Origin of the sequence: Arsenicicoccus piscis (genome assembly GCF_022568835.1) — a bacterium.
Classification (GTDB): domain Bacteria; phylum Actinomycetota; class Actinomycetes; order Actinomycetales; family Dermatophilaceae; genus Arsenicicoccus; species Arsenicicoccus piscis.
The window spans coordinates 17,422-38,999 of the sequence record NZ_JAKZHV010000001.1; the positions used below are offsets into that span (position 1 = coordinate 17,422).

The following is a 21,578-nucleotide window of genomic DNA, read 5'->3' on the forward strand; positions in this document are numbered from 1 at the left end:
GTCACCTCCCTCCCTCCGGGTCGGGCTCGTCGGACAGGGCGTACGGATCCTCGAGGTCGCCGTAGTCGCTGTCGGCGAGGTCGTTCTTGGCGGCCAGGTCACCGATGCGGGTGTCCTCGGTGTCGTCGGTGACGATGTCGCTCGTCGACACCTGCCAGGAGCGGTGCGCCAGCGCCAGGGCGAACGCCGTGACAGCCAGCGTGATGACGATGGCCGTCAGCACCATGGCCTGGGGCAGCGGGTCGCTGATGCCGCCGGCGCCGATCACGGCGGTGTCCGCGGTCTCCTTGGTGACCAGGGGCGCTCTACCGGGGTCGCCGGAGACGACGAGGAAGGCGACGTTGACGCCGTTGCTCATCAGCAGCACGCCGAGCAGGGCGCGGACCAGGCTGCGGGAGACCAGCAGCACCACGCCGCAGCCGACCAGGACGCCGGCGAGCGCCGCGAGGGTGAGGTTGACGGTCACCGGTTCACCTCCTCGTGCGCGCGGTTGATCTGGGCGTCCAGGCCGCTGCCGAGGCTGCGCAGGATGTCGAGGACCAGTCCGATGACGACGAGGTAGACGCCGATGTCGAAGAAGACCGACGTGACCAGGTGGAGCTCGCCGATGAGCGGGAGGTGCAGGTCGTAGTCCCAGGTCTGCAGCACGTCGCCGCCGGCGAGCATCGACACGACGCCGAAGCCGGCCGAGAGGAACAGGCCGCTGCCGAGCAGCAGACCGGGCATGACCGGCAGCGCCGCGCGCAGCTCGCCGGCGCCGCCCGCGAGGTAGCGCACGGTGAGCGCGAGCCCGGCCACGATGCCGGCCGCGAAGCCGCCGCCGGGCTGGTTGTGGCCGACGAAGAGCAGGAAGAGCGACCACACCATGATCGCGTGGAAGATCACCCGGGTGACGATCTCGAGCAGCAGCGAGCGCAGCTCGCGGGGGGCGTTGTCACCCTCGGGCAGCCAGCCTCCGGTCGTGTCGGCCGCCTGCTCGCCGCGCCGTGAGCGGGTGTCACGCACCCGGGCGCGGGTGGCCGAGAGCCGTTCGGACGAGAGGTAGACCAGGCTGGCCACGCCCGTGGCCGCGACCAGGACGACCGAGATCTCGCCCATGGTGTCCCAGGCGCGGATGTCGACGAGGGCGACGTTGACGATGTTGCCGCCGCCGCCGTAGTCGTAGGCGGTCTTGGGCCAGCCGACCGACGCCGGCAGCTGCGTCCGGGCACCGGCCGCGACGACCGTGGCACCCGTGACCACGGCCCCGGTCAACACGCCGAGGGTCACCCGGATCGTCCGGTGGCGGATGTCGCGGTTCTCGTCGAACCGGCCGGACAGCCGGCGCAGGACCAGCACGAAGACCACGAGGCTGAGGGTCTCGACCAGGGTCTGGGTGAGCGCGAGGTCGGGGGCGCCGTGCACCAGGAAGAGCACGGCAGCGGCGTAGCCCGTGACGCCGACGAGGATGACGCCGCGCATCCGTCGCCGGGACCGGACCGCCGCGACGGCCGCCACCGTGGCCAGCACGGCGACGCCCAGCTGGGCCGGGTTGTCGAACGCGCGCACCGATGCGGGCATGCTCCCGCCCAGCAGGATCGACCCGCCCGGCAGCACGATGAGCACGAGCAGGATCAGCCCGAGGGTGAGCGGCAGCGAGCCGCGCTGGACCCCACCGGTGACCTCGAGCGAGAGCCGGTCCAGCCCGCGCATGAAGAGGCGGTAGGCAGAGATCGCCGACGGCGGCTCCGGCATGGCCTGCTGCAGGTGGGCGACCCGGCTGCGCCAGGCGAACAGGACCGCGCCGAGCGCGAGCGTGACCAGCGACAGCAGCAGGACCAGGTTGAGCCCGTGCCACAGGCCGAGGTGGGCGGGGTGCGACCCGGCGGGCCAGAGGTCTACATAACCGTCGAGGTAGGGCTCCCCGAGACCGGACAGCGGCGCGGCGACGAGGCTCGCGGCGGCCAGCGTGACAGGCACCGCTACCGCCAGCGGGTGCAGCGGGTGGACGGAGGTGGGCTCCTTGCCGGGGATGGTGCCGAAGGCGCCCCAGAGGAAGCGCGCGGTGTAGGCGAAGGTGAGGATCGACCCCAGCATCACGACGACGAAGAGCGGCACGCCCCACGCGGCGTCGGCGTAGAGCAGCGAGGTGTAGGCCGCCTCCTTGCCGACGAAGCCGAGCAGCGGCGGCACCCCCGCCATCGACGCCCCGCACAGCACGGCCGACCAGAACAGCAGCGGCGTCGAGCGGCGCAACCCGGAGAGCTTGCGCAGGTCCCGGGTGCCGGTCGCGTGGTCGATCGACCCGACGGTGAGGAACAGGCCGGACTTGAACAGGGCGTGCGCGACCAGCATGGTGACGCCGGCGAGCGCGGCCTCGCGGGTGCCGGCACCGACGAGGATCATCAGGAAGCCGAGCTGGCTCACGGTGCCGAAGGCCAGGAGCAGCTTGAGGTCGTGCTGGCGCAGGGCGCGATAGCCGCCGACGAGCATCGTGAGCGCGCCGAGGATCAAGATGGTCGGGCGCCACGGCGGCGCCTCGGCGAAGCCCGGCGCGAACCGAGCCACGAGGTAGATGCCGGCCTTGACCATGGCAGCTGCGTGCAGGTAGGCGCTGACCGGCGTCGGCGCGGCCATGGCCCCGGGCAGCCAGAAGTGGATCGGCACCAGCGCGGACTTGCTGATGGCGCCGAGCAGGATCAGGAAGACCGCCCAGCTCACCACGGTGCCGCTCGGCGGGTGCGCGAGGATGGTGCTCAGCTCGTAGCTGCCGGCAGCGTTGGCCAGGATGACCAGGCCGCAGAGCATCGCCAGGCCACCCGCGGTCGTGACGACCAGGGCCTGGGTCGCCGCGGAGCGGCTCTTCTCGTCCTGGTTGACGTGCCCGATGAGCAGGTAGGACAGGACCGTCGTCAGCTCCCAGAACAGGTAGAGCAGGAGCAGGTTGTCGCTGGTCACGAGCCCGACCATGGCGCCGGCGAACGCCGTCAGGTGGGCCGAGAAGCGGCCGAGGTCGGGCTCGTCGTCCTCGAAGTAGTCGGCGCAGTAGAGCAGGACCAGGACCCCGATGCCGGCGACGACCAGCGTCATCAGCCAGGCCAGCGTGTCCAGCCGGAAGCCGAGCTCGAGGCCGATCTCGGGGGCCCACCGGATCATCTCGGAGGGTCCGCGACCGTCGACGACGGCGGGCGTCTGGGCGAGCGCCCAGACCACCGTGCCGAGCGACGGCAGCGCCAGCACCCAGAACGCTCGCCTTCCCCACCAGCGGACGAGCAGCGGAGCGCACGCCGCCACCGTCAGGTGCAGGACGACTTGGATCAGCACGGCTCTCCTCGAACGGGCAGGCGGCTCGTGGCGAAGCCGGGGTCGTGGACGGGTGGGCGACGGGTGCCCTGCCTCCACCCTAGGTCAGCGCGACCTCCCCGCCCGGATCGGGCAACCATGTGGACCGGTCGACCGCTGCGGACAGATCCTGTCCTGACGGATCGGGAGGGTGGAGCCATGGACACCACACCGATCACCACCGCGATCCGTGACCAGCTCACCTGGCACTGGACCCACCAGCTGCGGCCGCGCCTCGACGGCCTCACCGACGACGAGTACTTCTGGGAGCCGGCACCCGGCGCGTGGAACGTGTGCCCCAGAGGCACCTCCGAGGCGCCGATCGTCGGTGGCTCGGGCAACTTCACCATCGACTTCGCGATGCCCGAGCCGGTGCCCGCACCGGTCACCACGATCGCGTGGCGGCTCGGCCACGTGCTGGTCGGCGTCCTCGGTGCGCGGCTCGCCACCCATTTCGGCGGCGAGTCGGTCGACTACTTCAGTTACGACTACCCCGGCACGGCCGCGGGCGCACTCGCCGAGCTGGACCGGTTCTACGCCCAGTGGACGGCCGGCGTCGACGCCCTCTCCCCGCAGGACTGGCTGCGCCCCTGCGGCCCTGGGGAAGGGCCCTTTGCCGACTACCCGCTGGCCGCACTCATCACGCACATCCATCGCGAGGTCATCCACCACGGCGCCGAGATCGCGCTGCTGCGCGACCTCTACGCCCACCGCTGAGATCCACCCACTGAGATCCCCCACTGAGATCCACCCACTGAGATCCACCCACTCCAGGACGGGAGAACCACCGTGTACTACCCACGCATCGACAACGAGATCGACGGCCTCGTGGCCTACCTCGAGGTCCAGCTGGACGCCCTGCGCGAGTCGGCCCACGGGCTGACCGAGGAGCAGGCCCGGTCGCGCCCGTGCCGCAGCGCGCTCAGCATCGGCGGCCTGATCAAGCACGCGACGTTCGTGATGGACGGCGTCCTCGGCGAGCGCCGGGCGTCCACGCACGGCACCGACTCTCCGGCCTGGGAGCAGCTGGCGGCTCAGTTCTACGGCAGCTTCGCGCTGACCGACGACGAGAGCCTGCACGGCGCGCTGGAGGCCTTCGACACGACCCGCGCGGCGTACCTCGCCGAGGTGCGCAGCGCCGACCCGGACGAGGTGGTCCTGGTCGGGCCGGCCCCGTGGGACGGGGTGCTGGAGCCGATGGAGGTGGCCCGGCGCTACTCGCTCGTGCACCACGTCGAGGAGCTCGCCCGGCACGCCGGCCACGCCGACATCATCCGCGAGCAGATCGACGGCGCCACCGGGCCGGCGCTGCACCTCGCCGCGCGCGGACTGCCGGGCAACGACTTCGTCCAGCCCTGGACGCCGCCCACGACCTGAGCCGCCCGCGATCTGAGCAGCGTGACGCGGCGGGCGGCAGCGTTGTTACCGTCCAGTCCATGGAGACCACGTGGGAGAGCGTGCATGTGGGTGGGCGCAAGGTCGGCGCCGTCGTGCGTCGCCGCACACCGACCCAGCTGCGCACCCTCGTGTGCCTCGAGCCGGTCGTCGACAACGTCGCGACGGTCGAGCACGACGGGGACGTGCACCACTGGTCGCACCTGGAGTTCATCGGGCGCGACGAGGTGCACGCGGCCGAGCGCGAGTCGTCCGAGCGGCTGCTCGTGGACGGGCAGCACCTCACCATCCCCGCGGACACGCTGCCCGCGTCGGCGACCTACCTGCTGCTCGACGCGATGCTCGCGGGGTGCGGCACCGAGGCGGAGTTCCACCTCCTCGACGACGCCCACCCCGACAACGCCCCGCGCCCCGCCCACTTCTCGGTCGACAACCCGCGCGAGGTGACGCTGCCGGACGGCTCGCGGCGCGAGCTCGGTGCGGTCACGCTCTACGTCGAGGAGCGGGCGGAGGCGCACTTCTACTTCGACTCGCACGAGGTGATCGCGTCGGAGATCGAGGACGCCACCTGGGTCAAGGAGCCGTCCGTCGAGCACGCGCTCGAGGGCCTGGACGCCGGTGTGGCCGAGCGGGTGCGCACCTTCCTCGCCTAACCCCCTCGGCCACACCGGGTCGGACCACTCGTCAGAGGGCGGCCTGCTCCTTGCGGAGCTCGTCGATCAGTCGACCCTGCGGCAGCTCGACGTCGGCGTAGGTGAGGACCTCGTCCTTCTTGACGGCCCGCTTGAGGACGCAGCCCTCGGCGACGCCCATCGGGAGCAGGTCCTCCTCGGCGACGACGTCCGCCGCGTCGCACTGGCCGTAGGTGTCGTAGCCACCCAGGCCGTCCAGCGTGTGGCCCGCCTCGAGGTCGCGCTTGGCGACGGTGATGACCTCGACGGTCGGCTTGCCGAGCGGGGTGATGGCGTAGTCGCCGAACAGCACCGCGCGGGCCACGGTCAGCGGCACCTCGAAGTGGCACAGGTGGTAGGGCGTGTAGAACGAGTAGAGCGGCCCCTCCCCCAGCTTGTAGAGCTTGAGGTAGTGCTGCTGCTTGGGGTCGTCGTGCGTGGCGAAGCAGTAGACGCCCGGCCCCGGGGTGGCCCCGACGACGTAGTCGACGACACCGCCCTTCTCCTTGAGCATCTCGATGTCGTAGAGCCCGGTGGCCGTGTCGATGTGGTCGCGGTGGTCCGCGCCCTTGAGGCCGCGCTTCTCCACGGTCATGCCCGTGGCGTTGGCCACGAGCGCCTGCTCGAAGGAGACCTTCGTGCCGTCGGCGAACGAGGTGACCATGTAGGGGTCCTGACCCCACTGCTTGGCGAACCCCTCCTGCGTGGTGGGGTTGCGGTACTCGTCCTGCAGGCCCTTGATGTTGCCCATGACCAGCGGGGTGAGCCCGATGGACCGCACGAACCGGTAGAGGTTCATCTGGACGCCCGGCTGGTCGCCGTCGCAGCCCGTCACGACGACACCGTTGGCCTCGCCGCGCCGCTTCAGCACGGTGCCGACGGTGCCGTCGACCTCGGCGTTGAGCAGGATGCAGTGCTTCTTGTGGTCCGCGGCGAAGGTCACGACGTGCGCGCCGTACTCGACCGCACCGGTGGCCTCGACGATCGCGTCGATGCCCTCGGCCTCGCAGACGACCTTGTAGTCGTCGGTGATGCCGGCCTTGCCGTCCTTGATCAGCGCGTCGAGCTCGGCGGCCGAGGTGACGCTCTGGTAGCCCTCGACGCCGGCCTCGTCGAACGCGCGCCGGGCGTTGGCCTCGGTGCGGTTGCAGATGGCGGCGACGACCATGCCGGGCACCGAGTTGGTGACCTGGTTGACGAAGCCGCGACCCATGAAGCCGGCTCCGACGAGGGCTACCCGGATGGGGTTGCCCTCCTGCTCGCGCTGCGCGAGCGCGGTGTCGACGAGGATCACTGGTCCTCCTTCAGCTGAGCCTGGCGCGGGGCCGGGACGGTGGCGGGCTTCTCGACGTCGTCGCGGTCGGCAAACAGCGGCCAGGCCGCGTCCTTGTCGCTGATGACCTCGATCGAGCGACCCCAGTCGATCCCGAAAGCCGGGTCGTCGTAACGGAATCCGCGCTCGGTGTTGGGCGTGTAGGCGTGGGACACCTGGTAGGTGACCTCGGCGTCGTCGGTCAGCGTCAGGTAGCCGTGCGCGAAGTACTCCGGCACGTAGAGCGCCTGCCGGTTGTCGGCGGTGAGCTCGGCCTTGACGTGCTGCAGGTAGGTCGGGCTGTCCGGGCGCAGGTCGACGATCACGTCGAGGATCGCGCCGCGGATGCAGCGCACCAGCTTGGCCTCCGGGGCCGGGTCGATCTGCTGGTGCAGGCCGCGGATCGTGCCTGCCTTGTAGTTGTAGGACATGTTGCACTGGATCACGGCCGGGTTGAGACCAGCCGCCTCGAACTCCTCGGTGCAGAACGTCCGGGCGAAGAAGCCGCGCTCGTCCTGCAGGAGCTTGAGGTCGATCAGGGCGGGGCCCTCGATGTCATAGGTGCGGAACTGCATCAGCGGAAGTCCTCCGGGCCCTTGATCCAGAACATCTGGTTGTCGAGCTGCTTGGTGTTCATCAGGTGCTCGAGCTGCTTGAGGCGGGTGTGGCCGCGGCCGGTGAAGGTCGCGTCGTCCATGTCGATGGCCGAGAACACGTCGAGCAGCTGCTTGGCACCGCGCTCGGCGTCCCACTCGCTCGCGTAGCCGGGCAGCTGGGTCGCGATCTTGTCGAAGTTGACCTTGTAGGACCGGTTGTCGCCACCGTCGGTGCCGAAGGTGACCTCGCAGCCCGGGAAGACGCTGCCGACGATCTCGGCGATCTCGCGGACCCGCCAGTTGTGCTCGGTCTTGCCGACGTTGAAGATCTGACCGTGCACGGCCTCGCGCGGGGCGGTGATGGCGCAGCGGATCGACTTGGAGATGTCGAGCGCGTGCACCAGCGGGCGCCACGGGGTGCCGTCGGAGGTCATCGCGATCTTCTTGGTCGTCCAGGCCAGGCCGGACAGGTTGTTGAGCACGATGTCGAAGCGCATGCGCGGCGAGGCGCCGTAGGCGGTCGCGTTGCGCATGAAGGTGGGGCTGAAGCTGTCGTCGCCCATCGGCAGGACGTCCCGCTCGACCATGGCCTTGCACTCGGCGTAGGCGGTCTGCGGATTGACCTGCGACTGCTCGTCGACGACGCCGTCGGCGACACCGTAGACCGAGCAGCTCGACATGTAGACGAAGCGCTCGACGCCGGCCTTCTTGGCGAGCTCGGCGAGGGCTACGGAGCCCTTGTGGTTGACGTCGTAGGTGACGGTCGGGATGAGCGCGCCCAGCGGGTCGTTGGACAGCTCGGCCATGTGCACGATGGCGTCGTGGCCCTGGACGTCCTCGAGGGTGAGCTGGCGGATGTCCTTGCGCAGCGTCAGCGGGGTGCGGTCGAGGCCGTCGTAGAGGTTGCCGTTGACGTAGAAGCCGGTGTCCACGCCAGTGACCTCGTGGCCCTCACGGAGCAGGTCGGCGGCGACGAGACAGCCGAGGTAGCCCTCGGTGCCGGTGACGAGTACCTTCACGACAAATCAGTCCTTCCAGATCTTCCAGGAGGCCTCTCCGGCCGCCCACAGTTCGTTGAGCTCCTTCCAGTCACGGAAGGTGTCCATGCCCATCCAGAAACCCTCGTGCTCGAAGACGGACAGCTGTCCGTCCCGGGCCACGCGCTGGAGGGGCGTCTTCTCGAGCATGTCCTCGTCGGCGATGTCCGCGAGGTAGGAGTCGATGAACTCGCGCTTCATCATGAAGAACCCGCCGCTGACCCAGCCGGTGGCGAGGGTCGGCTTCTCGTTGAACTCCACGACCTTCGTGCCGGTGTCGTCGACGTGCATCTCGCCGTAGCGGCTCGCCGGGTGGACGCCGGTCAGGCAGGCCAGCCGGTCCTGCTCGACCGCGAACTTCACCTGTGCGGTGATGTCGACGTCACCGATGCCGTCGCCGTAGGTGAGCATGAAGTAGGGCGCGTCGAGGTACTTCGAGACGAGCTTCACGCGGCCGCCGGTGCCGGAGTCGAGGCCGGTCTCGACGAGGGTGATCTCCCACTCCTCCTCGCTGCGGTCGCCGCCGATGAACTCCGGCTCCTGGCCCGGCCGCAGCACGACGTCGGACGACAGCCGCTTGCGGTCCAGGAAGTGCGCCTTGATGACGTCGCTCTTGTAGCCGAGCGCCAGGACGAACTTGCGGAAGCCGTGGGCGTAGTACGTCTTCATGATGTGCCAGACGATCGGCTGCTCACCGATCGCGATCATCGGCTTGGGCAGGCGCTCGCTGGCCTCGCGGATGCGGGTTCCCTGCCCGCCACACAGGATGACCACGGGGATCTGCGACACGTCGACGGCCACGGACTCCCCACCTCCCTGCTGGTGAGTGTCAGTCACGTCTGAATCTCTTTCCCTGGTGTCAGTGCGTGCGAACGCGTCGTCGACGCACGGTGCAGTGTCGGGTGAAGTCGCCGGCGAACCGGACGCGCGAACCCCCCTCGGCTCCGCGCTGGATGGCGGTCCCGACGCCGAAGGCCTCCCCCCCGGTCCAGGTCGACGCCCCACTTCTCCCCCAGGGCGTTCGGCGCGACCCGGCCGGGCCTCGCTCCGCTGCAACCACTGTAGCCAACGGTAGGGGTTGGGAGGTCGCGTGAGAGGGTTGTCCAACTCGGCTTCACGACAATGCCGGAAGTTGATCACACTCTGTAAACACTCAATCCGCTGCGCGGCCACGATTTGCCCGAAATCTCCCCTAACGGAGCAATGTCCGGGCGGGTGTGAGGGGCCGGTCAGCACTCGATGACGTTGACCGCGAGGCCGCCGCGCGCGGTCTCCTTGTACTTCACCTTCATGTCGCGACCGGTCTCGCGCATCGTCTTGACCACCTTGTCGAGCGACACGATGTGGACCCCGTCGCCCCGCAGGGCAGTGCGGGCCGCCGAGATCGCCTTGACCCCGGCCACCGCGTTGCGCTCGATGCACGGGATCTGCACGAGCCCACCGACGGGGTCGCAGGTCAGCCCGAGGTTGTGCTCCATCCCGATCTCGGCGGCGTTCTCGACCTGGGCCGGCGTGCCACCGAGCACGGCGGCCATGCCGGCCGCCGCCATCGCGCAGGCCGACCCGACCTCGCCCTGGCAGCCCACCTCGGCACCGGAGATCGAGGCGGTCTCCTTGATGATCACGCCGATGGCGGCCGCGGTGAGCAGGAAGCGCACGACGTCCTGGTCGTCCGCCCCCGGCGTCCAGCGCATGTAGTAGTGCAGCACCGCCGGGATGATCCCCGCCGCGCCGTTGGTCGGTGCGGTGACGACCCGGCCGCCGGCGGCATTCTCCTCGTTGACCGCGAGCGCGTAGAGCGTGATCCAGTCCAGCCCGCGCAGCGGGTCGTCGCCACCTTGGGTGCCGCCCTCACGCTTCAGCTTGACGGCGAGCTCGGGCGCGCGGCGCCGGACCCGCAGACCGCCGGGCAGCACGCCCTCGGTGCTGGTGCCGTTGTCGACGCACTCCTGCATGACCTCCCACAGGTGCAGCAGGCCGGCCCGCACCTGCTCCTCGGAGCGCCAGGACAGCTCGTTCTCGAGCATGATCCGGGCGATCGACTTGCCCGTCTCGCGACAGTGCTCGAGCAGCTCGTCGCCCGTGCGGAAGGGGTGCGCCACGACCGTGTCGTCCTCGACGAGGCGGTGGTCACCCTCGCCGTGGTCGACGACGACGAACCCGCCGCCGACCGAGTAGTAGGTCTTCTCGGCGAGCAGCTCGTCACCCGAAAACGCTTGGTAGATCATGCCGTTCGGGTGAGCGGGCAGCGACTTGGTGCGGTGCATCAGCAGGTCGGTCGCCTCGTCGAAGTCGATCTCGTGCTCCCCGAGCAGCGCGACCCGCTTGGTCTCGCGCATGTGCTCGAGGCGGCCCTGGACGAGCCGGGGGTCGCAGATCTCGGGTGCCTCGCCGGACAGCCCGAGCAGCACCGCCTTGTCCGAGCCGTGGCCGTGGCCGGTCGCCCCCAACGAGCCGTAGAGCGCGGCGTGGACCCGCGTGACCCGGTCCAGCAGGCCGTCGTCGCGCAAGCCGGTCACGAACTGCAGGGCGGCGCGCATCGGGCCGACCGTGTGCGAGCTCGACGGGCCGATGCCGACCGAGAACAGGTCGAACGCACTGAGTGCCATGGGAGCTCCTCGCTGAGGTCGTGCACGGTGGCCCGCCGCCACAGCCCGGGTAGGGAGTGGCTGCGTTGCCGAGAACGGGTCTTGCACGCGACGCTAGGGCACAACGCACCACCGGTCCACACCTTGGAGGTTCCCATGCCCGCCGCCCCTGCCCCTGCGGACGTGCTGCGCCGCATCGCCTTCCTGCTCGAGCGGTCGCGCGCGAGCACGTACAAGGTCAAGGCGTTCCGTGGTGCGGCCGAGGCGATCGGCTCGCTGTCCGACGACGAGCTGACCACCCTGGCGTCCTCCGGCAAGCTCACGTCGCTGCCGGGCGTGGGCACCTCGACGGCGTCGGTGATCGAGGCGGCGCTGCGCGGCGAGACGCCGCCCTACCTCGCCGACCTCGAGGAGCGCGAGGGCGCGCCCCTCGCCCACGGTGGCCAGGAGCTCCTCGCCCAGCTGCGCGGCGACCTGCACCTGCACTCGAGCTGGTCCGACGGCGGCTCGCCCATCAACGAGATGGTGATGACGGCGATCGAGCTCGGCCGCGAGTACATCGCGCTCACCGACCACTCGCCCCGTCTCACCGTCGCCAACGGCCTGAGCCCCGAGCGGCTGCGCAAGCAGCTGGGGGTGCTGGACCAGATCGAGGCGGTGCTGCCGGACGACTTCCGGCTGCTGCGGGGCATCGAGGTCGACATCCTGCTCGACGGCGGCCTGGACCAGGAGGACGAGCTGCTCGGCGAGCTGGACGTGCGGGTGGCATCGGTCCACTCCAAGCTGCGCCAACCCGCCGCCGAGATGACCGCGCGGATGATCACCGCGATCCAGAACCCGCGCACCACGATCCTCGGCCACTGCACCGGCCGGCTGGTGACCGGCGGGCGCGGCACCCGGCCGCAGTCCCAGTTCGACCACCGCCGCGTCTTCGAGGCCTGCCGCGACCACCAGGTCGCCGTCGAGATCAACAGCCGCCCCGAGCGCCAGGACCCGCCCGACGAGCTGATCGAGCTGGCCCTCGAGGTCGGCTGCCACTTCTCCATCGACACCGACGCCCACGCCCCCGGCCAGCTGGACTTCCTGCAGCTCGGCGCCGAGCGGGCGGCCGCCCTCGGTGTCCCGGCCGAGCGGATCATCACGACCTGGCCGGCCGAGCAGGTGGTGGCCTTCGCCGACAAGTCCTGAGGCCGGTCTACGGGGGCCGTCGTCGTTTTGCCTGATCGCGCTGTCGTCTCGTATGCTTCTCAAGTCCTCGACGGACCCGAGCCCCTGGGCTGGCCGGCGGCGCAAGGATCTGTCTGACACGCAGGTCCCCATCGTCTAGCGGCCTAGGACCCCGCCCTTTCACGGCGGTAGCACGGGTTCGAATCCCGTTGGGGATACGCAGTACGATGTTCCTTGGATCTCGTCGAGATCACCAAGGCCCCGTAGCGCAGTTGGTTAGCGCGCCGCCCTGTCACGGCGGAGGTCGCCGGTTCGAGCCCGGTCGGGGTCGCTCGGTCCCCCATGTGGGGACCGTTGCGCTATCCGCCCTCGGTGGATCGTCGCGGCGGCCAGGTAGCTCAGTTGGTACGAGCGTCCGACTGAAAATCGGAAGGTCGGCGGTTCGACCCCGCCCCTGGCCACCAGCCAAGCCCCAGCTCAGGTCACTGAGCTGGGGCTTTCTGTGTCTGCCGCGTCGCGATCTCGACACGGCGGTCGGTAACCGAGACGGCGGTTAGCCACGCGTTGGGGATCGACACGGCAGCTGGCCACCGACACGGCGGTTGGCCACCCCCGCACGCTCGACACGGCAGTTGGCCACCGAAACGGCTGGTACACCAGCCATCTCAGTGCCGGAGAGCCGTGTCGACGCCGTCAGCGTCACCAACCACCATCTCGCCCCGGGCGCCGCCACCCGAGGGGGCGGACCGGCGGATACTGGGGCGCATGCCGACCGGGAGCGACGCCAGCGACGCGAGCCACACCAGCGACGCCAGCGTCACCAGCGACGTCGAGACCGAAGGCATGCGTCGGGCATTGACGCTGGCGGGGACGCCGGGGGTGCCGCTCGGGCCGAACCCGCGGGTGGGGTGTGTGCTCGTCGACCGGGCGGGCGCGGTGATCGCCGAGGGCTACCATCGCGGCGCCGGCACCCCGCACGCCGAGGTCGACGCCCTGGCCGCAGCAGGTGACCGGGCCCGCGGCGCCACGGCGGTCGTGACCCTCGAGCCGTGCGACCACACCGGTCGTACCGGCCCGTGCACGCAGGCGCTGACCCGGGCCGGGGTGCAGCGGGTGGTCTATGCGATGGCGGACCCGAACCCGGTCGCGAGCGGGGGTCGGACGACGCTGCAGGCAGCCGGCATCGAGGTCTCGGGCGGGCTGCTCGAGCAGCAGGCGCGCGAGCTCAACGCGGCGTGGCTGTTCGGGCTGACACACGGGCGGCCGTTCGTGACCTGGAAGCTCGCCGCCAGCCTCGACGGTCGCAGCGCCGCCGCTGACGGCACGAGCCGCTGGATCTCCGGAGCGGCGTCGCGCCGAGACGCCCACCGGCTCCGCGGCCGGGTCGACACGATCCTGGTGGGGACCGAGACGGCCGTGGTCGACGATCCCGCGCTGACGGTGCGCGACGACACCGGCCGACCACTCGAGCACCAGCCGCTGCGGGCGGTGATGGGTGAGCGCGAGCTGCCGGCAGGGCTACAGCTGCTGCAGGGTGCGAAGCCGGCACTGCACCTGCGCACCCGCGACCCCGGCAGGGCGCTCGCCGAGCTGTTCGACGCAGGGCGGCGACACGTGCTCCTCGAGGGTGGCCCGACGCTGGCGGCGGCGTTCCTGCGGGCCGGCCTGGTGGACGAGATCGTCGCGTACCTCGCTCCGGTGCTGCTCGGGGCCGGCCGCTCCGCCGTCGCCGATCTCGGGATCGGCGCCATCGGCAACGCGCTCCGACCCGAGGTGCTCGACGCCACCGTCCTGGCAGCCGACCCCGGGGAGCAGCCGGACGTGCGGCTGATCATGCGGCCGGCCCAGCCGCCGACACAGCCGCCCACCCCACGGCCGGAGGACCCCTGGCGCCCGTCGCTACGCTGAAACCCATGACCGCCACCGCCCGCCCGGTCCTGACGACGGAGCGCGTCGAGCTGCGCCCGATGACCAGCGAGCACCTCGAGCTGCTCGTGCCGCTGGACGCCGACCGCGAGGTGATGCGCTACCTGCGGCCGTGGCCCCGCACCCGGGCCGAGGTCGAAGAGTTCTGGGGGCCGCGCTGCGCGGACCAGGCGGCCGACGCGGTGGGCCTCGGCTACTGGGTGGGCTTCGACCGCGCCGATGGCGACTTCCTCGGCTGGTGGGACCTGTCGCCGGCCGCGCCCGTCGTCGCTCCGGTGCTCGCGGCGGAGCTCGGCTATCGGCTGCACCGCAGGCACTGGGGCCGGGGCCTCGCCACCGAGGGCGCCGAGGCCCTCCTCGCCCACGGGTTCGACACCGAGATCGGCGCGGCGCTCGGGTCGGTCTGGGCCGAGACGATGGCCATCAACCTCGGCAGCCGGGCCGTCATGGCCAAGCTCGGGCTGCGCCACGTCCGCACCGACCTGCGCGAGCGCGCGCACCCGATGCCGGGCGCGGACGAGGGCGACGTGGTCTACGAGATCACGCGCGAGGAGTGGCTGGCGCGCACCCGCTGACTACTGGTTCTGCTGGCTCTGCTGCTGCTCCTGGCCGCGCAGGACGTCGTCGATCGCCTGGTCGGCGCCGGCGGCGTTGCCCGAGCCCTGCTGCTGAGGGCTCTGCTGCTGCGGCGTCGACTGCGGAGTCGACTCCGGCGTCTGCCGCGGGCTCTGTTGCGGCGCAGGCTGATTCGGCTCGCCGGGCAGCTGGCTGTCGGCAGGCTGCTGCGGCGTGGGCTGGGTCCCCTCGGTGGGCTCCTCGGGCTGGGGCTGCTGAGCACCCTGGTCGCCCGGCTGCTGGTCCTGCGGCAGACCGAGCTGCTTCTCGATCTGGTCGACACCCTGATCGATCTGTTCGCCGTACTTGCCGCCGGTGCGCTGGTCGATCTGCTCACGCACCCGGTCGAGGCCCGCGCGGACCTGGTCGGGGTTCTTGCCGGCGTAGTCCTTGGCCTGGTTGATGATGTTGTTGAGGTCCACGGTGTTCCGTCCTTGCTCGATGGTGCACGCGGCGGTCGTGCGTAGCAGCCTACTGGTGCCGAACCGTCCAGTGGCCAGGCCTCGCGAGGTGATCGGGCACCGTCGTGGCGGCGTCACCGCGCGCGGCAGCCAGCTGCGGGCCGGTGAGGAACAGCGCCTCAGCGAGCTGCGCGCCACGCACATCGGCATCGCGTAGATCCGCCCCCAACAGCATGGTCCGGTCCAGGCTGGTGCCCCGCAGGTCGGCGCCGATGAGCAGGGCCCCGCGCAGGTCGCGCCGCCGCAGGTCGACGCCGCGCAGGTCGCGGCCGGCAAGGTCGGCGTAGGGCTCGAGCGCGGGAGGGGCGGCGGCGCGCCGGGGGGTGCTGCGACCCGTGCGGCGGTGCTCATCCGTCGCCGCCCGGGCAGTGGCGAGCTCGCTCGACGTCGGACCGGACTGGCGCGCCTGCGCGGCCACCGCGGCGAGCAGCGGACCCACGGTGCGCCGCAGCTCGGCCACGTCCACCGCGAGCACCTCGCCCGGGCTGCCGCCGGCCAGGGCGTCGATCGTGGCCGTCAGGGAGCGCACCTCGTCGATCGCGAGCGCGTCCGCGCCCGCCACGCCCCCGCCACCATCCCCCACGCTCACGAGCCGCTCGGCCTCGACCAGCAGGGCCAGGATCTCGTGCAGCTCCCGCATGCGGAGGAAGACGGAGAACTGCTCGTCGGCGACCTCGGGGTCGTCGCGCCAGGTCCGGCCGCCGAAGGTCAGCTGCACCACGCGCTGACCGGCGCCGAAGCAGTCGAACGTGACGCAGCCCTTCCACCCCTCGTCCAGCAGCCGGTCGTGGATGCGGCAGCGGTGGTCCGCGAGCAGGTTGCGGCACGGCGTCGCGGCCGGCTTGGCCACGGGGAAGTCCGCGCCCCGCGGGAACGGCAGGGCCACGCAGCACAGCCCGGCGCATCGCGTACAGTCGGCCACGAGGTCTACCGGAGGCAGGGGGTGGGCCGGGTCTGACCCCGAGCGGGCCACGCTATGCCGCGTCGAGCGACTGGTTGAGGTCGTTGACCTTCTGGTCGAGAGCGGTCTTGGTGGCGCCGCTGATGGTGCCCTCCTGGCCCTGGGTGTCGGCCTCCTGCTGGAACGCCGAGACGGCCGCGCGGGTCTGGTCGAGGTCGCCCGAGCTGATGCCGTCCATGATCGCGACGACCCGGTCCTGCAGGCTCTGGGTGACCCCCTGGTCGGCCTGCGCGGACTCCACCGCCTGGGCCAGCCCAGTGACGGCCTCGCTGGCGCCGGTGGTCCACGCGGCGTTGGTGCCGTTGGTCGCACCGGTGTCGGTGGGCGCGGTCGTCTCCGTCGTCGGCGTGGGCGTCGGCGTCTGGGTGGCGGTGACGGTCTGCGTGGCCGTGACGGTCGCCGTCGACGTGGTCACCGGCGGCGGCGTGCTCGTGGTCGTCGTGGTCGGGGCCGTCGTCGGGGTGGTCACCGTCGGCGTGGGAGTCGTGGGTCCTGGGGTCGGCGTGGTGTTGCGCCCGGTCAGCTGGGTCGTGGCGTACCACGCGCCGAGCCCGACGAGGAGCGCGAGGAGCACGGCCCACAGCCAGCCGAGGCTGCGCCGCCGCTCGGGCTCCCGGTAGGGCTCGCGGTAGGGCGGCTGGGCGTCGGTGACCGTGGACGACCCGGTTGCGGGCGGCTGCCCACCCCCGCCGTAGACCCCCGGCCCCATCACCCGGGTCGCGTCCGCCGCGGCGCTGACCGCGGTCGGACCCGCGGCCGGCAGCACGGTGGTCGCCTGGGCGGTGCCGCGCCGAATGGCCTGGATCTGCCGGGCCACGTCGACGGCACTCGCGGGCCGGTCGGCCGGGTCCTTGGCGAGCAGCTGGGCGACCAGCGCCTCCACCGGGGCGGGCACCCCGGGGCGGCGCGAGGCGATGGTGGGCGGCGGGCTGCTGACGTGCTGGTTGAGGATGGCCAGCGGGTGCCCCTGGGTCTCGAACGGCGGGCGCCCCGTGAGCAGCGTCGTGAGCACGCATCCCAGGCTGTAGAGATCGCTCTGCGGGGTCGCGGGGCGGCCCATGGCCTGCTCGGGCGACAGGTAGGGCGCGCTGCCGATCACGGTCGAGGTGGCCGTCAGCGCGACGGACTTCTCCTGGTCGAGCCGGGCGATGCCGAAGTCCACGACCTTGAGCGTGCCGCGGGCGTCCAGCATCAGGTTGCTGGGCTTGATGTCGCGGTGCACGATGCCCGCTCGATGAGCCGCGCCCAGCGCCGACGCGACCTGCTCGGCGTAGGCGAGCGCCTGGTCTACGGGCAGCGGGCCGTCGTCGGCGACGAGCCGCTCGAGGCTCGGGCCCGACAGCAGCTCCATGACCAGGTAGGCCGTGCCGCCGTCGACGCCGGAGTCGAAGATGGTGACGATGTTCGGGTGCGACAACGCCGCCGTGGCGGTGGCCTCCTGGCGGAAGCGCTCCGCCGCGACGGCGTCGGCGGTGGAGTCCAGGTCGACGGTCTTAACCGCGACCTGGCGCTGCAGCACGGTGTCGAGCCCGGCCCAGACCTGGCCCATCCCCCCACGACCGATGGCGTCGGTCAGCTGGTAGCGGCCGGCGAGCACCCTCTGCGAACTCATGGGCACCATTGTCTCCCACAAGCCTGGACATGGATCGAACGCGGCGTGAGGCGCGTCACGATCGGTCGAGGCTTCCGTCGACGCTTCAGCGGACCGGTCAGCTGAAGGTCACGTGCTCCTGCTCGACTACGCCCTCTAGCAGGGCCCGGATCTCGGCCTCGCGGTAGCGCCGATGGCCGCCGAGCGTGCGGATGGAGTTCAGCTTGCCGGACTTCGCCCACCGCGTGACGGTCTTGGGATCGACCCGGAAGAGCTCTGCCACCTCGGCCGGCGTGAGCAGCTTCTCAGGATCGCGATCCTGACCTCGTTGCACCATGATTCCTCCAGTAGTAGGCGCCGGCCCCCCTGGCCCGCGACGTGGTCCCTGCGCAGCCGACGGAGCGATGGTCGCGGACAGTGATCGATCGAACGCTCGCCCCTGCGAGCCTCTCCGTCACCGCCGAGAGTCCCATGACCACGCTATCGGCGTAATTCTTCTGACTTACGCGGTAAGGGTACTACGAGGAGTAACGCCGTGATGCGTCAAATCGTCGGGATCCAACAACTTTCGCGCACTTGGCCCCATACGACGCAGCATCTGCTCGTCCCGGCGCCCCAGATCGTGACAGAACGTGACCGGCGCGACCCTCCGCCGCCGGTCCTCGACTCCACTATTCGGCGCGCAGCATGTAGCGTGTCCCTCACGAGAACACGAGATTCCCGGGGTCGCTCCGTGAAGTCCCTGCTCCGCTCTTGGTCGCCCGCTGCCGCACCTGTGGCAACGGTCTGACGGCGGGGCATCGACTCGACGATGCCGCCCCGGCAGACGCGCGAGGGGGTCACGCCATGGGGCGCGGCCGGGCCAAGGCCAAGCAGACGAAGGTAGCCCGGGAGCTGAAGTACTTCTCTCCCAACACGGACTACAGCGCGCTTGAGCGAGAACTGCACGCGAAGTCGGAGCACCACTTCGACAGCGCCGAGGACGATCAGTACGGCGACTATGCCGATCGCTACTCGGACAGCGACGACGACGATGACGGCGGCGACAGCCGCTGGGCGTCCGTCGGGCGCTAGCGCGCACGGCACCACCAGCTGAGCAAGACGACCGGTAGGGCTCTACCGGTCGTCTTCTGGCGAACCCCCGCTCAGCGGTGGCTCCCGACGACCTGCACCGCACCGCCGTCGACGCCCTTGGCGCCCTCGACGACGGGCACGCCGTCCTGGGCCGCGGACCGCGGACCGACCTGACCGAGCACCCACGCGGGCAGGTCGAGCGTGCCGCACACCCGCAGCGCCTCGTCGACGCTCTCGGCGGGCAGCACCGCGACGAACCCGACGCCGAGGTTGAGCGTGCCCTCGAGATCCAGCTGAGGCACCTGGCCGAGCCGACCGACGAGCTCGAAGATGGGATCCGGCGTCCAGGTCGCGCGGTCGACGGTGGCGAGCGTCCCCTGCGGGAGCACTCGCGCGAGGTTGGCGGCGAGCCCGCCACCCGTGACGTGGCTGAGCGCGTGGACGTCGACGCCGGGCGAGCGCAGCAGGCGCAGCAGGTCGGCGGCGTAGACCCTGGTGGGCGTGAGCAGCGCCTCCCCCAGCGTGCTGGCCAGCTCAGGGACGTCCCGGTCCAGCGCCCACCCGGCCGACGAGAACACGCGGCGCACGAGCGAGTAGCCGTTGGAGTGCAGGCCGGACGAGGCGAGCGCCAGCACCACGTCACCCTCACGCACCCGCTGCGGGCCGAGGATGTCGGCCGCCTCCACGACTCCGGTCGCAGCACCGGCCACGTCGTACTCGTCCGGGGCCAGCAGCCCGGGGTGCTCGGCCGTCTCGCCGCCCACGAGGGCCACCCCCGCCTGCCGACAGCCGGCCGCGATGCCGGCGACGATCGCGGCGATCCGTTCGGGCACCACTCGACCGGTGGCGATGTAGTCGGTCATGAAGAGCGGCTCGGCACCGCACACGACGATGTCGTCGACGACCATGCCGACCAGGTCGAACCCGATGGTGTCGTGCCGGTCCATCGCCTGAGCGATGGCCACCTTGGTGCCGACCCCGTCGGTCGAGGTGGCGAGCACCGGCCGGTCCATCCCCTTGAGCGCCGACGCGTCGAACAGGCCGGCGAAGCCGCCGAGACCGCCGAGCACCTCCGGGCGCTGGGCGGCGCGCACCGACGCCTTCATCAGCTCGACCGCCTTGTCGCCGGCCTCGACGTCCACTCCGGCGGCGGCGTAGGTGATGGGTTCGCTCACGGGACAAGGCCTTTCGGGGAGGGCGATCGTGCGTGCTGGCGGGTGCGTTGGGGGCAGATGCGTGCTGGCGGGTGTGTGCTGGCAGGTGCGGAGAGGTCTACGGGGTGCAGGCCCTGGGATCAGGGGCGGGCCAGCGCCCCGTGGACGCCGGGGTGGGCGTGGCGGCGCAGCGCACCGAGCCCGGGCAGCGGCTCGTCGGCCGCCTCCGGCGACAACGACACGTGCCCGCTGAGGGTCTCGCGCTGGTCCTCCGGCACACCGACCGGGTAGACCCCGGAGAAGCAGGCCGTGCACAGCCGGTCCGCGGGCTGCTCGGTGGCCTCGATCATGGCGTCCTCGCTGATGTACTCGAGCGAGTCGGCGCCGATCGACGCGCGGACGCCCTCGACGTCGATGCCGGTGGCGATGAGCTCGGCGCGGCTCGCGAAGTCGATGCCGTAGAAGCACGGCCAGCGCACCGGCGGCGACGAGATCCGCACGTGCACCTCGGCGGCCCCGGCCTCGCGCAGCATCCGCACCAGCGCGCGCTGGGTGTTGCCGCGCACGATCGAGTCGTCGACGACGATCAGCCGCTTGCCGCGGATGACTTCCTTGAGCGGGTTCAGCTTGAGCCGGATGCCGAGCTGACGGATGGTCTGCGACGGCGCGATGAAGGTGCGGCCGACGTAGGCGTTCTTGACCAGCCCGTGCCCGAACGGGATGCCGGACGCCTCGGCGTAGCCGATCGCGGCCGGGGTGCCCGACTCCGGCGACGGCATCACCATGTCGGCGTCGACCGGGGACTCCAGCGCGAGACGACGGCCCATCTCGACCCGGGCCTCGTAGACCCCCCGGCCGGCGATCGTGGTGTCGGGCCGGGCGAGGTAGACGTACTCGAACACGCAGCCCTTGGGCGCCGCCGGCGCGAACCGCTGGGTCCGCAGGCCACGCTCGTCGACCACGACCAGCTCGCCGGGTTCTACCTCCCGCACGTAGGACGCACCGACGATGTCGAGCGCGGCCGTCTCGGAGGCGACCACCCAGCCGCGGTCCAGCCGGCCGATGACGAGCGGGCGGATGCCCTGCGGGTCACGCGCGGCGTAGAGCGTGCGCTCGTCCATGAACACGAAGCAGTAGGCACCCTGGATGCGCGGCAGCTCCTCGAGCGCCGCCTGCTCGAGCGACACGTCGGTGCGCGAGCCCAGCAGACTGGTCACGATCGCGGTGTCGGTGGTGGCGCCGCGGCGTAGCTCGCCACCGGCCTCGCCGAACCCTCCGACGTGCCGCTCGGCGAGGATCGCGCGCAGCTCCTCGGTGTTGACCAGGTTGCCGTTGTGCGCCAGCGCGATCGTCGAGGTCTCGGTGCCGCCGAGGGTGGGCTGGGCGTTCTCCCACAGGCTCGCCCCGGTCGTGGAGTAGCGCGTGTGGCCGATGGCCAGGTGACCCTTCAGCGACGCCAGGGAGGTCTCGTCGAAGACCTGCGAGACCAGGCCCATGTCCTTGTAGACGAGCATCCGGGTGCCGTCGGACGCCGCGATCCCGGCCGACTCCTGCCCTCGATGCTGCAAGGCGTAGAGCCCGTAGTAGGCCAGCTTGCCGACCTCTTCGCCGGGGGCCCACACACCAAACACGCCACAGGCGTCCTGGGGACCCTTGTCGTCGGGGAGGAGGTCGTGATTGAGTCGCCCATCGCCACGTGCCACGGGTCC

Annotated in this window: 20 protein-coding genes and 3 tRNA genes; 10 read left to right on the plus strand and 13 right to left on the minus strand. The window is 71.2% G+C overall.

All coding sequences use genetic code 11. The features are described from left to right. Position 1: 1 nt before the first annotated feature. Both MM440_RS00100 and MM440_RS00105 read right to left on the minus strand, forming a co-directional pair. Positions 2 to 466 carry a Na(+)/H(+) antiporter subunit C gene (locus MM440_RS00100; protein ID WP_241441185.1) on the minus strand — a complete coding sequence of 155 codons (465 nt, stop codon included), beginning with the start codon at positions 464 to 466 and terminating at the stop codon, positions 2 to 4. Further along, positions 463 to 3,303, minus strand: a complete 2,841-nt coding sequence (locus MM440_RS00105; RefSeq protein ID WP_241441186.1) for a Na+/H+ antiporter subunit A — start codon at positions 3,301 to 3,303, stop codon at positions 463 to 465. The genes MM440_RS00100 and MM440_RS00105 overlap by 4 nt, the downstream gene beginning before the upstream one ends. Positions 3,304 to 3,480: 177 nt before the next feature. On the opposite strand from MM440_RS00105, the gene MM440_RS00110 reads away from it, so the two are divergent. The 3 genes from MM440_RS00110 to MM440_RS00120 all read left to right on the plus strand — a co-directional run bounded on the left by MM440_RS00110 (position 3,481) and on the right by MM440_RS00120 (position 5,369). Next, entirely contained in the window at positions 3,481 to 4,038 is a 558-nt protein-coding gene (locus MM440_RS00110) for a DinB family protein (RefSeq protein WP_241441187.1), read from the plus strand. A gap of 72 nt (positions 4,039 to 4,110) precedes the next feature. Next, positions 4,111 to 4,698 carry a DinB family protein gene (locus MM440_RS00115; RefSeq protein WP_241441188.1) on the plus strand — a complete coding sequence of 196 codons (588 nt, stop codon included), beginning with the start codon at positions 4,111 to 4,113 and terminating at the stop codon, positions 4,696 to 4,698. Between the two features lie 59 nt (positions 4,699 to 4,757). Continuing rightward, a complete protein-coding gene (locus MM440_RS00120) occupies positions 4,758 to 5,369 on the plus strand; it encodes a hypothetical protein (protein WP_241441189.1) in 612 nt (203 codons plus the stop codon). A gap of 31 nt (positions 5,370 to 5,400) precedes the next feature. Here MM440_RS00120 and MM440_RS00125 read toward each other — a convergent pair whose 3' ends face one another. From MM440_RS00125 to MM440_RS00145, 5 genes are all read right to left on the minus strand, one after another. Further along, on the minus strand, positions 5,401 to 6,681 hold the full coding sequence (locus MM440_RS00125) for an NAD(P)H-dependent oxidoreductase (RefSeq protein ID WP_241441190.1): 1,281 nt from the start codon (positions 6,679 to 6,681) through the stop codon (positions 5,401 to 5,403). Continuing rightward, complete coding sequence (gene rfbC / locus MM440_RS00130; protein ID WP_241441191.1) at positions 6,678 to 7,274, minus strand: dTDP-4-dehydrorhamnose 3,5-epimerase; 597 nt, start codon at positions 7,272 to 7,274, stop codon at positions 6,678 to 6,680. The genes MM440_RS00125 and rfbC overlap by 4 nt, the downstream gene beginning before the upstream one ends. After that, complete coding sequence (locus MM440_RS00135) at positions 7,274 to 8,314, minus strand: NAD-dependent epimerase/dehydratase family protein (RefSeq protein WP_241441192.1); 1,041 nt, start codon at positions 8,312 to 8,314, stop codon at positions 7,274 to 7,276. The genes rfbC and MM440_RS00135 overlap by 1 nt, the downstream gene beginning before the upstream one ends. 6 nt (positions 8,315 to 8,320) lie before the next feature. Further along, complete coding sequence (locus MM440_RS00140; protein WP_241441193.1) at positions 8,321 to 9,169, minus strand: sugar phosphate nucleotidyltransferase; 849 nt, start codon at positions 9,167 to 9,169, stop codon at positions 8,321 to 8,323. Positions 9,170 to 9,561: 392 nt separating this feature from the next. Next, positions 9,562 to 10,941: an L-serine ammonia-lyase gene (locus MM440_RS00145; RefSeq protein WP_241441194.1), complete on the minus strand. Its 1,380-nt coding sequence runs from the start codon at positions 10,939 to 10,941 to the stop codon at positions 9,562 to 9,564. Between the two features lie 135 nt (positions 10,942 to 11,076). Here MM440_RS00145 and MM440_RS00150 point away from each other — a divergent pair, with 135 nt between their 5' ends. From MM440_RS00150 to MM440_RS00175, 6 genes are all read left to right on the plus strand, one after another. After that, on the plus strand, positions 11,077 to 12,108 hold the full coding sequence (locus tag MM440_RS00150; RefSeq protein ID WP_241441195.1) for a PHP domain-containing protein: 1,032 nt from the start codon (positions 11,077 to 11,079) through the stop codon (positions 12,106 to 12,108). A 124-nt stretch (positions 12,109 to 12,232) separates the two neighbouring features. Next, positions 12,233 to 12,305, plus strand: a tRNA-Glu gene (locus MM440_RS00155). A 39-nt stretch (positions 12,306 to 12,344) separates the two neighbouring features. Further along, positions 12,345 to 12,418, plus strand: a tRNA-Asp gene (locus MM440_RS00160). A gap of 56 nt (positions 12,419 to 12,474) precedes the next feature. Continuing rightward, a tRNA-Phe gene (locus MM440_RS00165) sits at positions 12,475 to 12,551 on the plus strand. Between the two features lie 301 nt (positions 12,552 to 12,852). Then, entirely contained in the window at positions 12,853 to 13,995 is a 1,143-nt protein-coding gene (ribD, locus tag MM440_RS00170) for a bifunctional diaminohydroxyphosphoribosylaminopyrimidine deaminase/5-amino-6-(5-phosphoribosylamino)uracil reductase RibD (RefSeq protein WP_338155582.1), read from the plus strand. Positions 13,996 to 14,000: 5 nt separating this feature from the next. Continuing rightward, positions 14,001 to 14,588 (plus strand): GNAT family N-acetyltransferase, encoded by a 588-nt coding sequence (locus tag MM440_RS00175; RefSeq protein ID WP_241441196.1) that lies wholly within the window; start codon positions 14,001 to 14,003, stop codon positions 14,586 to 14,588. On the opposite strand, the gene MM440_RS00180 is transcribed toward MM440_RS00175, so the two are convergent. The 4 genes from MM440_RS00180 to MM440_RS00195 all read right to left on the minus strand — a co-directional run bounded on the left by MM440_RS00180 (position 14,589) and on the right by MM440_RS00195 (position 17,978). Beyond that, entirely contained in the window at positions 14,589 to 15,050 is a 462-nt protein-coding gene (locus MM440_RS00180; RefSeq protein ID WP_241441197.1) for an antitoxin, read from the minus strand. It lies immediately after the preceding gene. 49 nt (positions 15,051 to 15,099) lie between these two features. Continuing rightward, the gene (locus MM440_RS00185) at positions 15,100 to 15,975 is read right to left on the minus strand and encodes a pentapeptide repeat-containing protein (protein WP_241441198.1); all 876 of its coding nucleotides are present in this window, start codon (positions 15,973 to 15,975) and stop codon (positions 15,100 to 15,102) included. Positions 15,976 to 16,063: 88 nt separating this feature from the next. Next, positions 16,064 to 17,662, minus strand: coding sequence for a serine/threonine-protein kinase (locus MM440_RS00190; protein ID WP_241441199.1), 1,599 nt, complete (start codon positions 17,660 to 17,662; stop codon positions 16,064 to 16,066). Between the two features lie 97 nt (positions 17,663 to 17,759). Next, a complete protein-coding gene (locus MM440_RS00195) occupies positions 17,760 to 17,978 on the minus strand; it encodes a BldC family transcriptional regulator (protein ID WP_241441200.1) in 219 nt (72 codons plus the stop codon). Positions 17,979 to 18,487: 509 nt separating this feature from the next. Between MM440_RS00195 and MM440_RS00200 the strand changes: the two genes are divergently transcribed. Further along, positions 18,488 to 18,715 carry a DUF3073 domain-containing protein gene (locus MM440_RS00200; protein ID WP_241441201.1) on the plus strand — a complete coding sequence of 76 codons (228 nt, stop codon included), beginning with the start codon at positions 18,488 to 18,490 and terminating at the stop codon, positions 18,713 to 18,715. Between the two features lie 71 nt (positions 18,716 to 18,786). Here the strand turns inward: MM440_RS00200 and purM are convergent, their stop codons facing one another. Together purM and purF are read right to left on the minus strand one after the other, a co-directional pair. Beyond that, a complete protein-coding gene (purM, locus tag MM440_RS00205; protein ID WP_241441202.1) occupies positions 18,787 to 19,890 on the minus strand; it encodes a phosphoribosylformylglycinamidine cyclo-ligase in 1,104 nt (367 codons plus the stop codon). 119 nt (positions 19,891 to 20,009) lie between these two features. Beyond that, positions 20,010 to 21,572: an amidophosphoribosyltransferase gene (gene purF, locus MM440_RS00210; protein WP_241441203.1), complete on the minus strand. Its 1,563-nt coding sequence runs from the start codon at positions 21,570 to 21,572 to the stop codon at positions 20,010 to 20,012. Between the last annotated feature and the right edge of the window lie 6 nt (positions 21,573 to 21,578).

What these genes read in the sequence shown, in the direction of transcription:
- MM440_RS00175 (WP_241441196.1), top strand. Translation starts at nt 14,001, where the DNA reads ATGACCGCCACCGCCCGCCCGGTCCTGACGACGGAGCGCGTCGAGCTG.
- MM440_RS00110 (WP_241441187.1), top strand. Translation starts at nt 3,481, where the DNA reads ATGGACACCACACCGATCACCACCGCGATCCGTGACCAGCTCACCTGG.
- MM440_RS00200 (WP_241441201.1), top strand. Translation starts at nt 18,488, where the DNA reads ATGGGGCGCGGCCGGGCCAAGGCCAAGCAGACGAAGGTAGCCCGGGAG.
- MM440_RS00150 (WP_241441195.1), top strand. Translation starts at nt 11,077, where the DNA reads ATGCCCGCCGCCCCTGCCCCTGCGGACGTGCTGCGCCGCATCGCCTTC.
- MM440_RS00190 (WP_241441199.1), bottom strand. Translation starts at nt 17,662, where the DNA reads ATGAGTTCGCAGAGGGTGCTCGCCGGCCGCTACCAGCTGACCGACGCC.
- MM440_RS00145 (WP_241441194.1), bottom strand. Translation starts at nt 10,941, where the DNA reads ATGGCACTCAGTGCGTTCGACCTGTTCTCGGTCGGCATCGGCCCGTCG.
- MM440_RS00120 (WP_241441189.1), top strand. Translation starts at nt 4,758, where the DNA reads ATGGAGACCACGTGGGAGAGCGTGCATGTGGGTGGGCGCAAGGTCGGC.
- MM440_RS00195 (WP_241441200.1), bottom strand. Translation starts at nt 17,978, where the DNA reads ATGGTGCAACGAGGTCAGGATCGCGATCCTGAGAAGCTGCTCACGCCG.
- ribD (WP_338155582.1), top strand. Translation starts at nt 12,853, where the DNA reads ATGCCGACCGGGAGCGACGCCAGCGACGCGAGCCACACCAGCGACGCC.
- rfbC (WP_241441191.1), bottom strand. Translation starts at nt 7,274, where the DNA reads ATGCAGTTCCGCACCTATGACATCGAGGGCCCCGCCCTGATCGACCTC.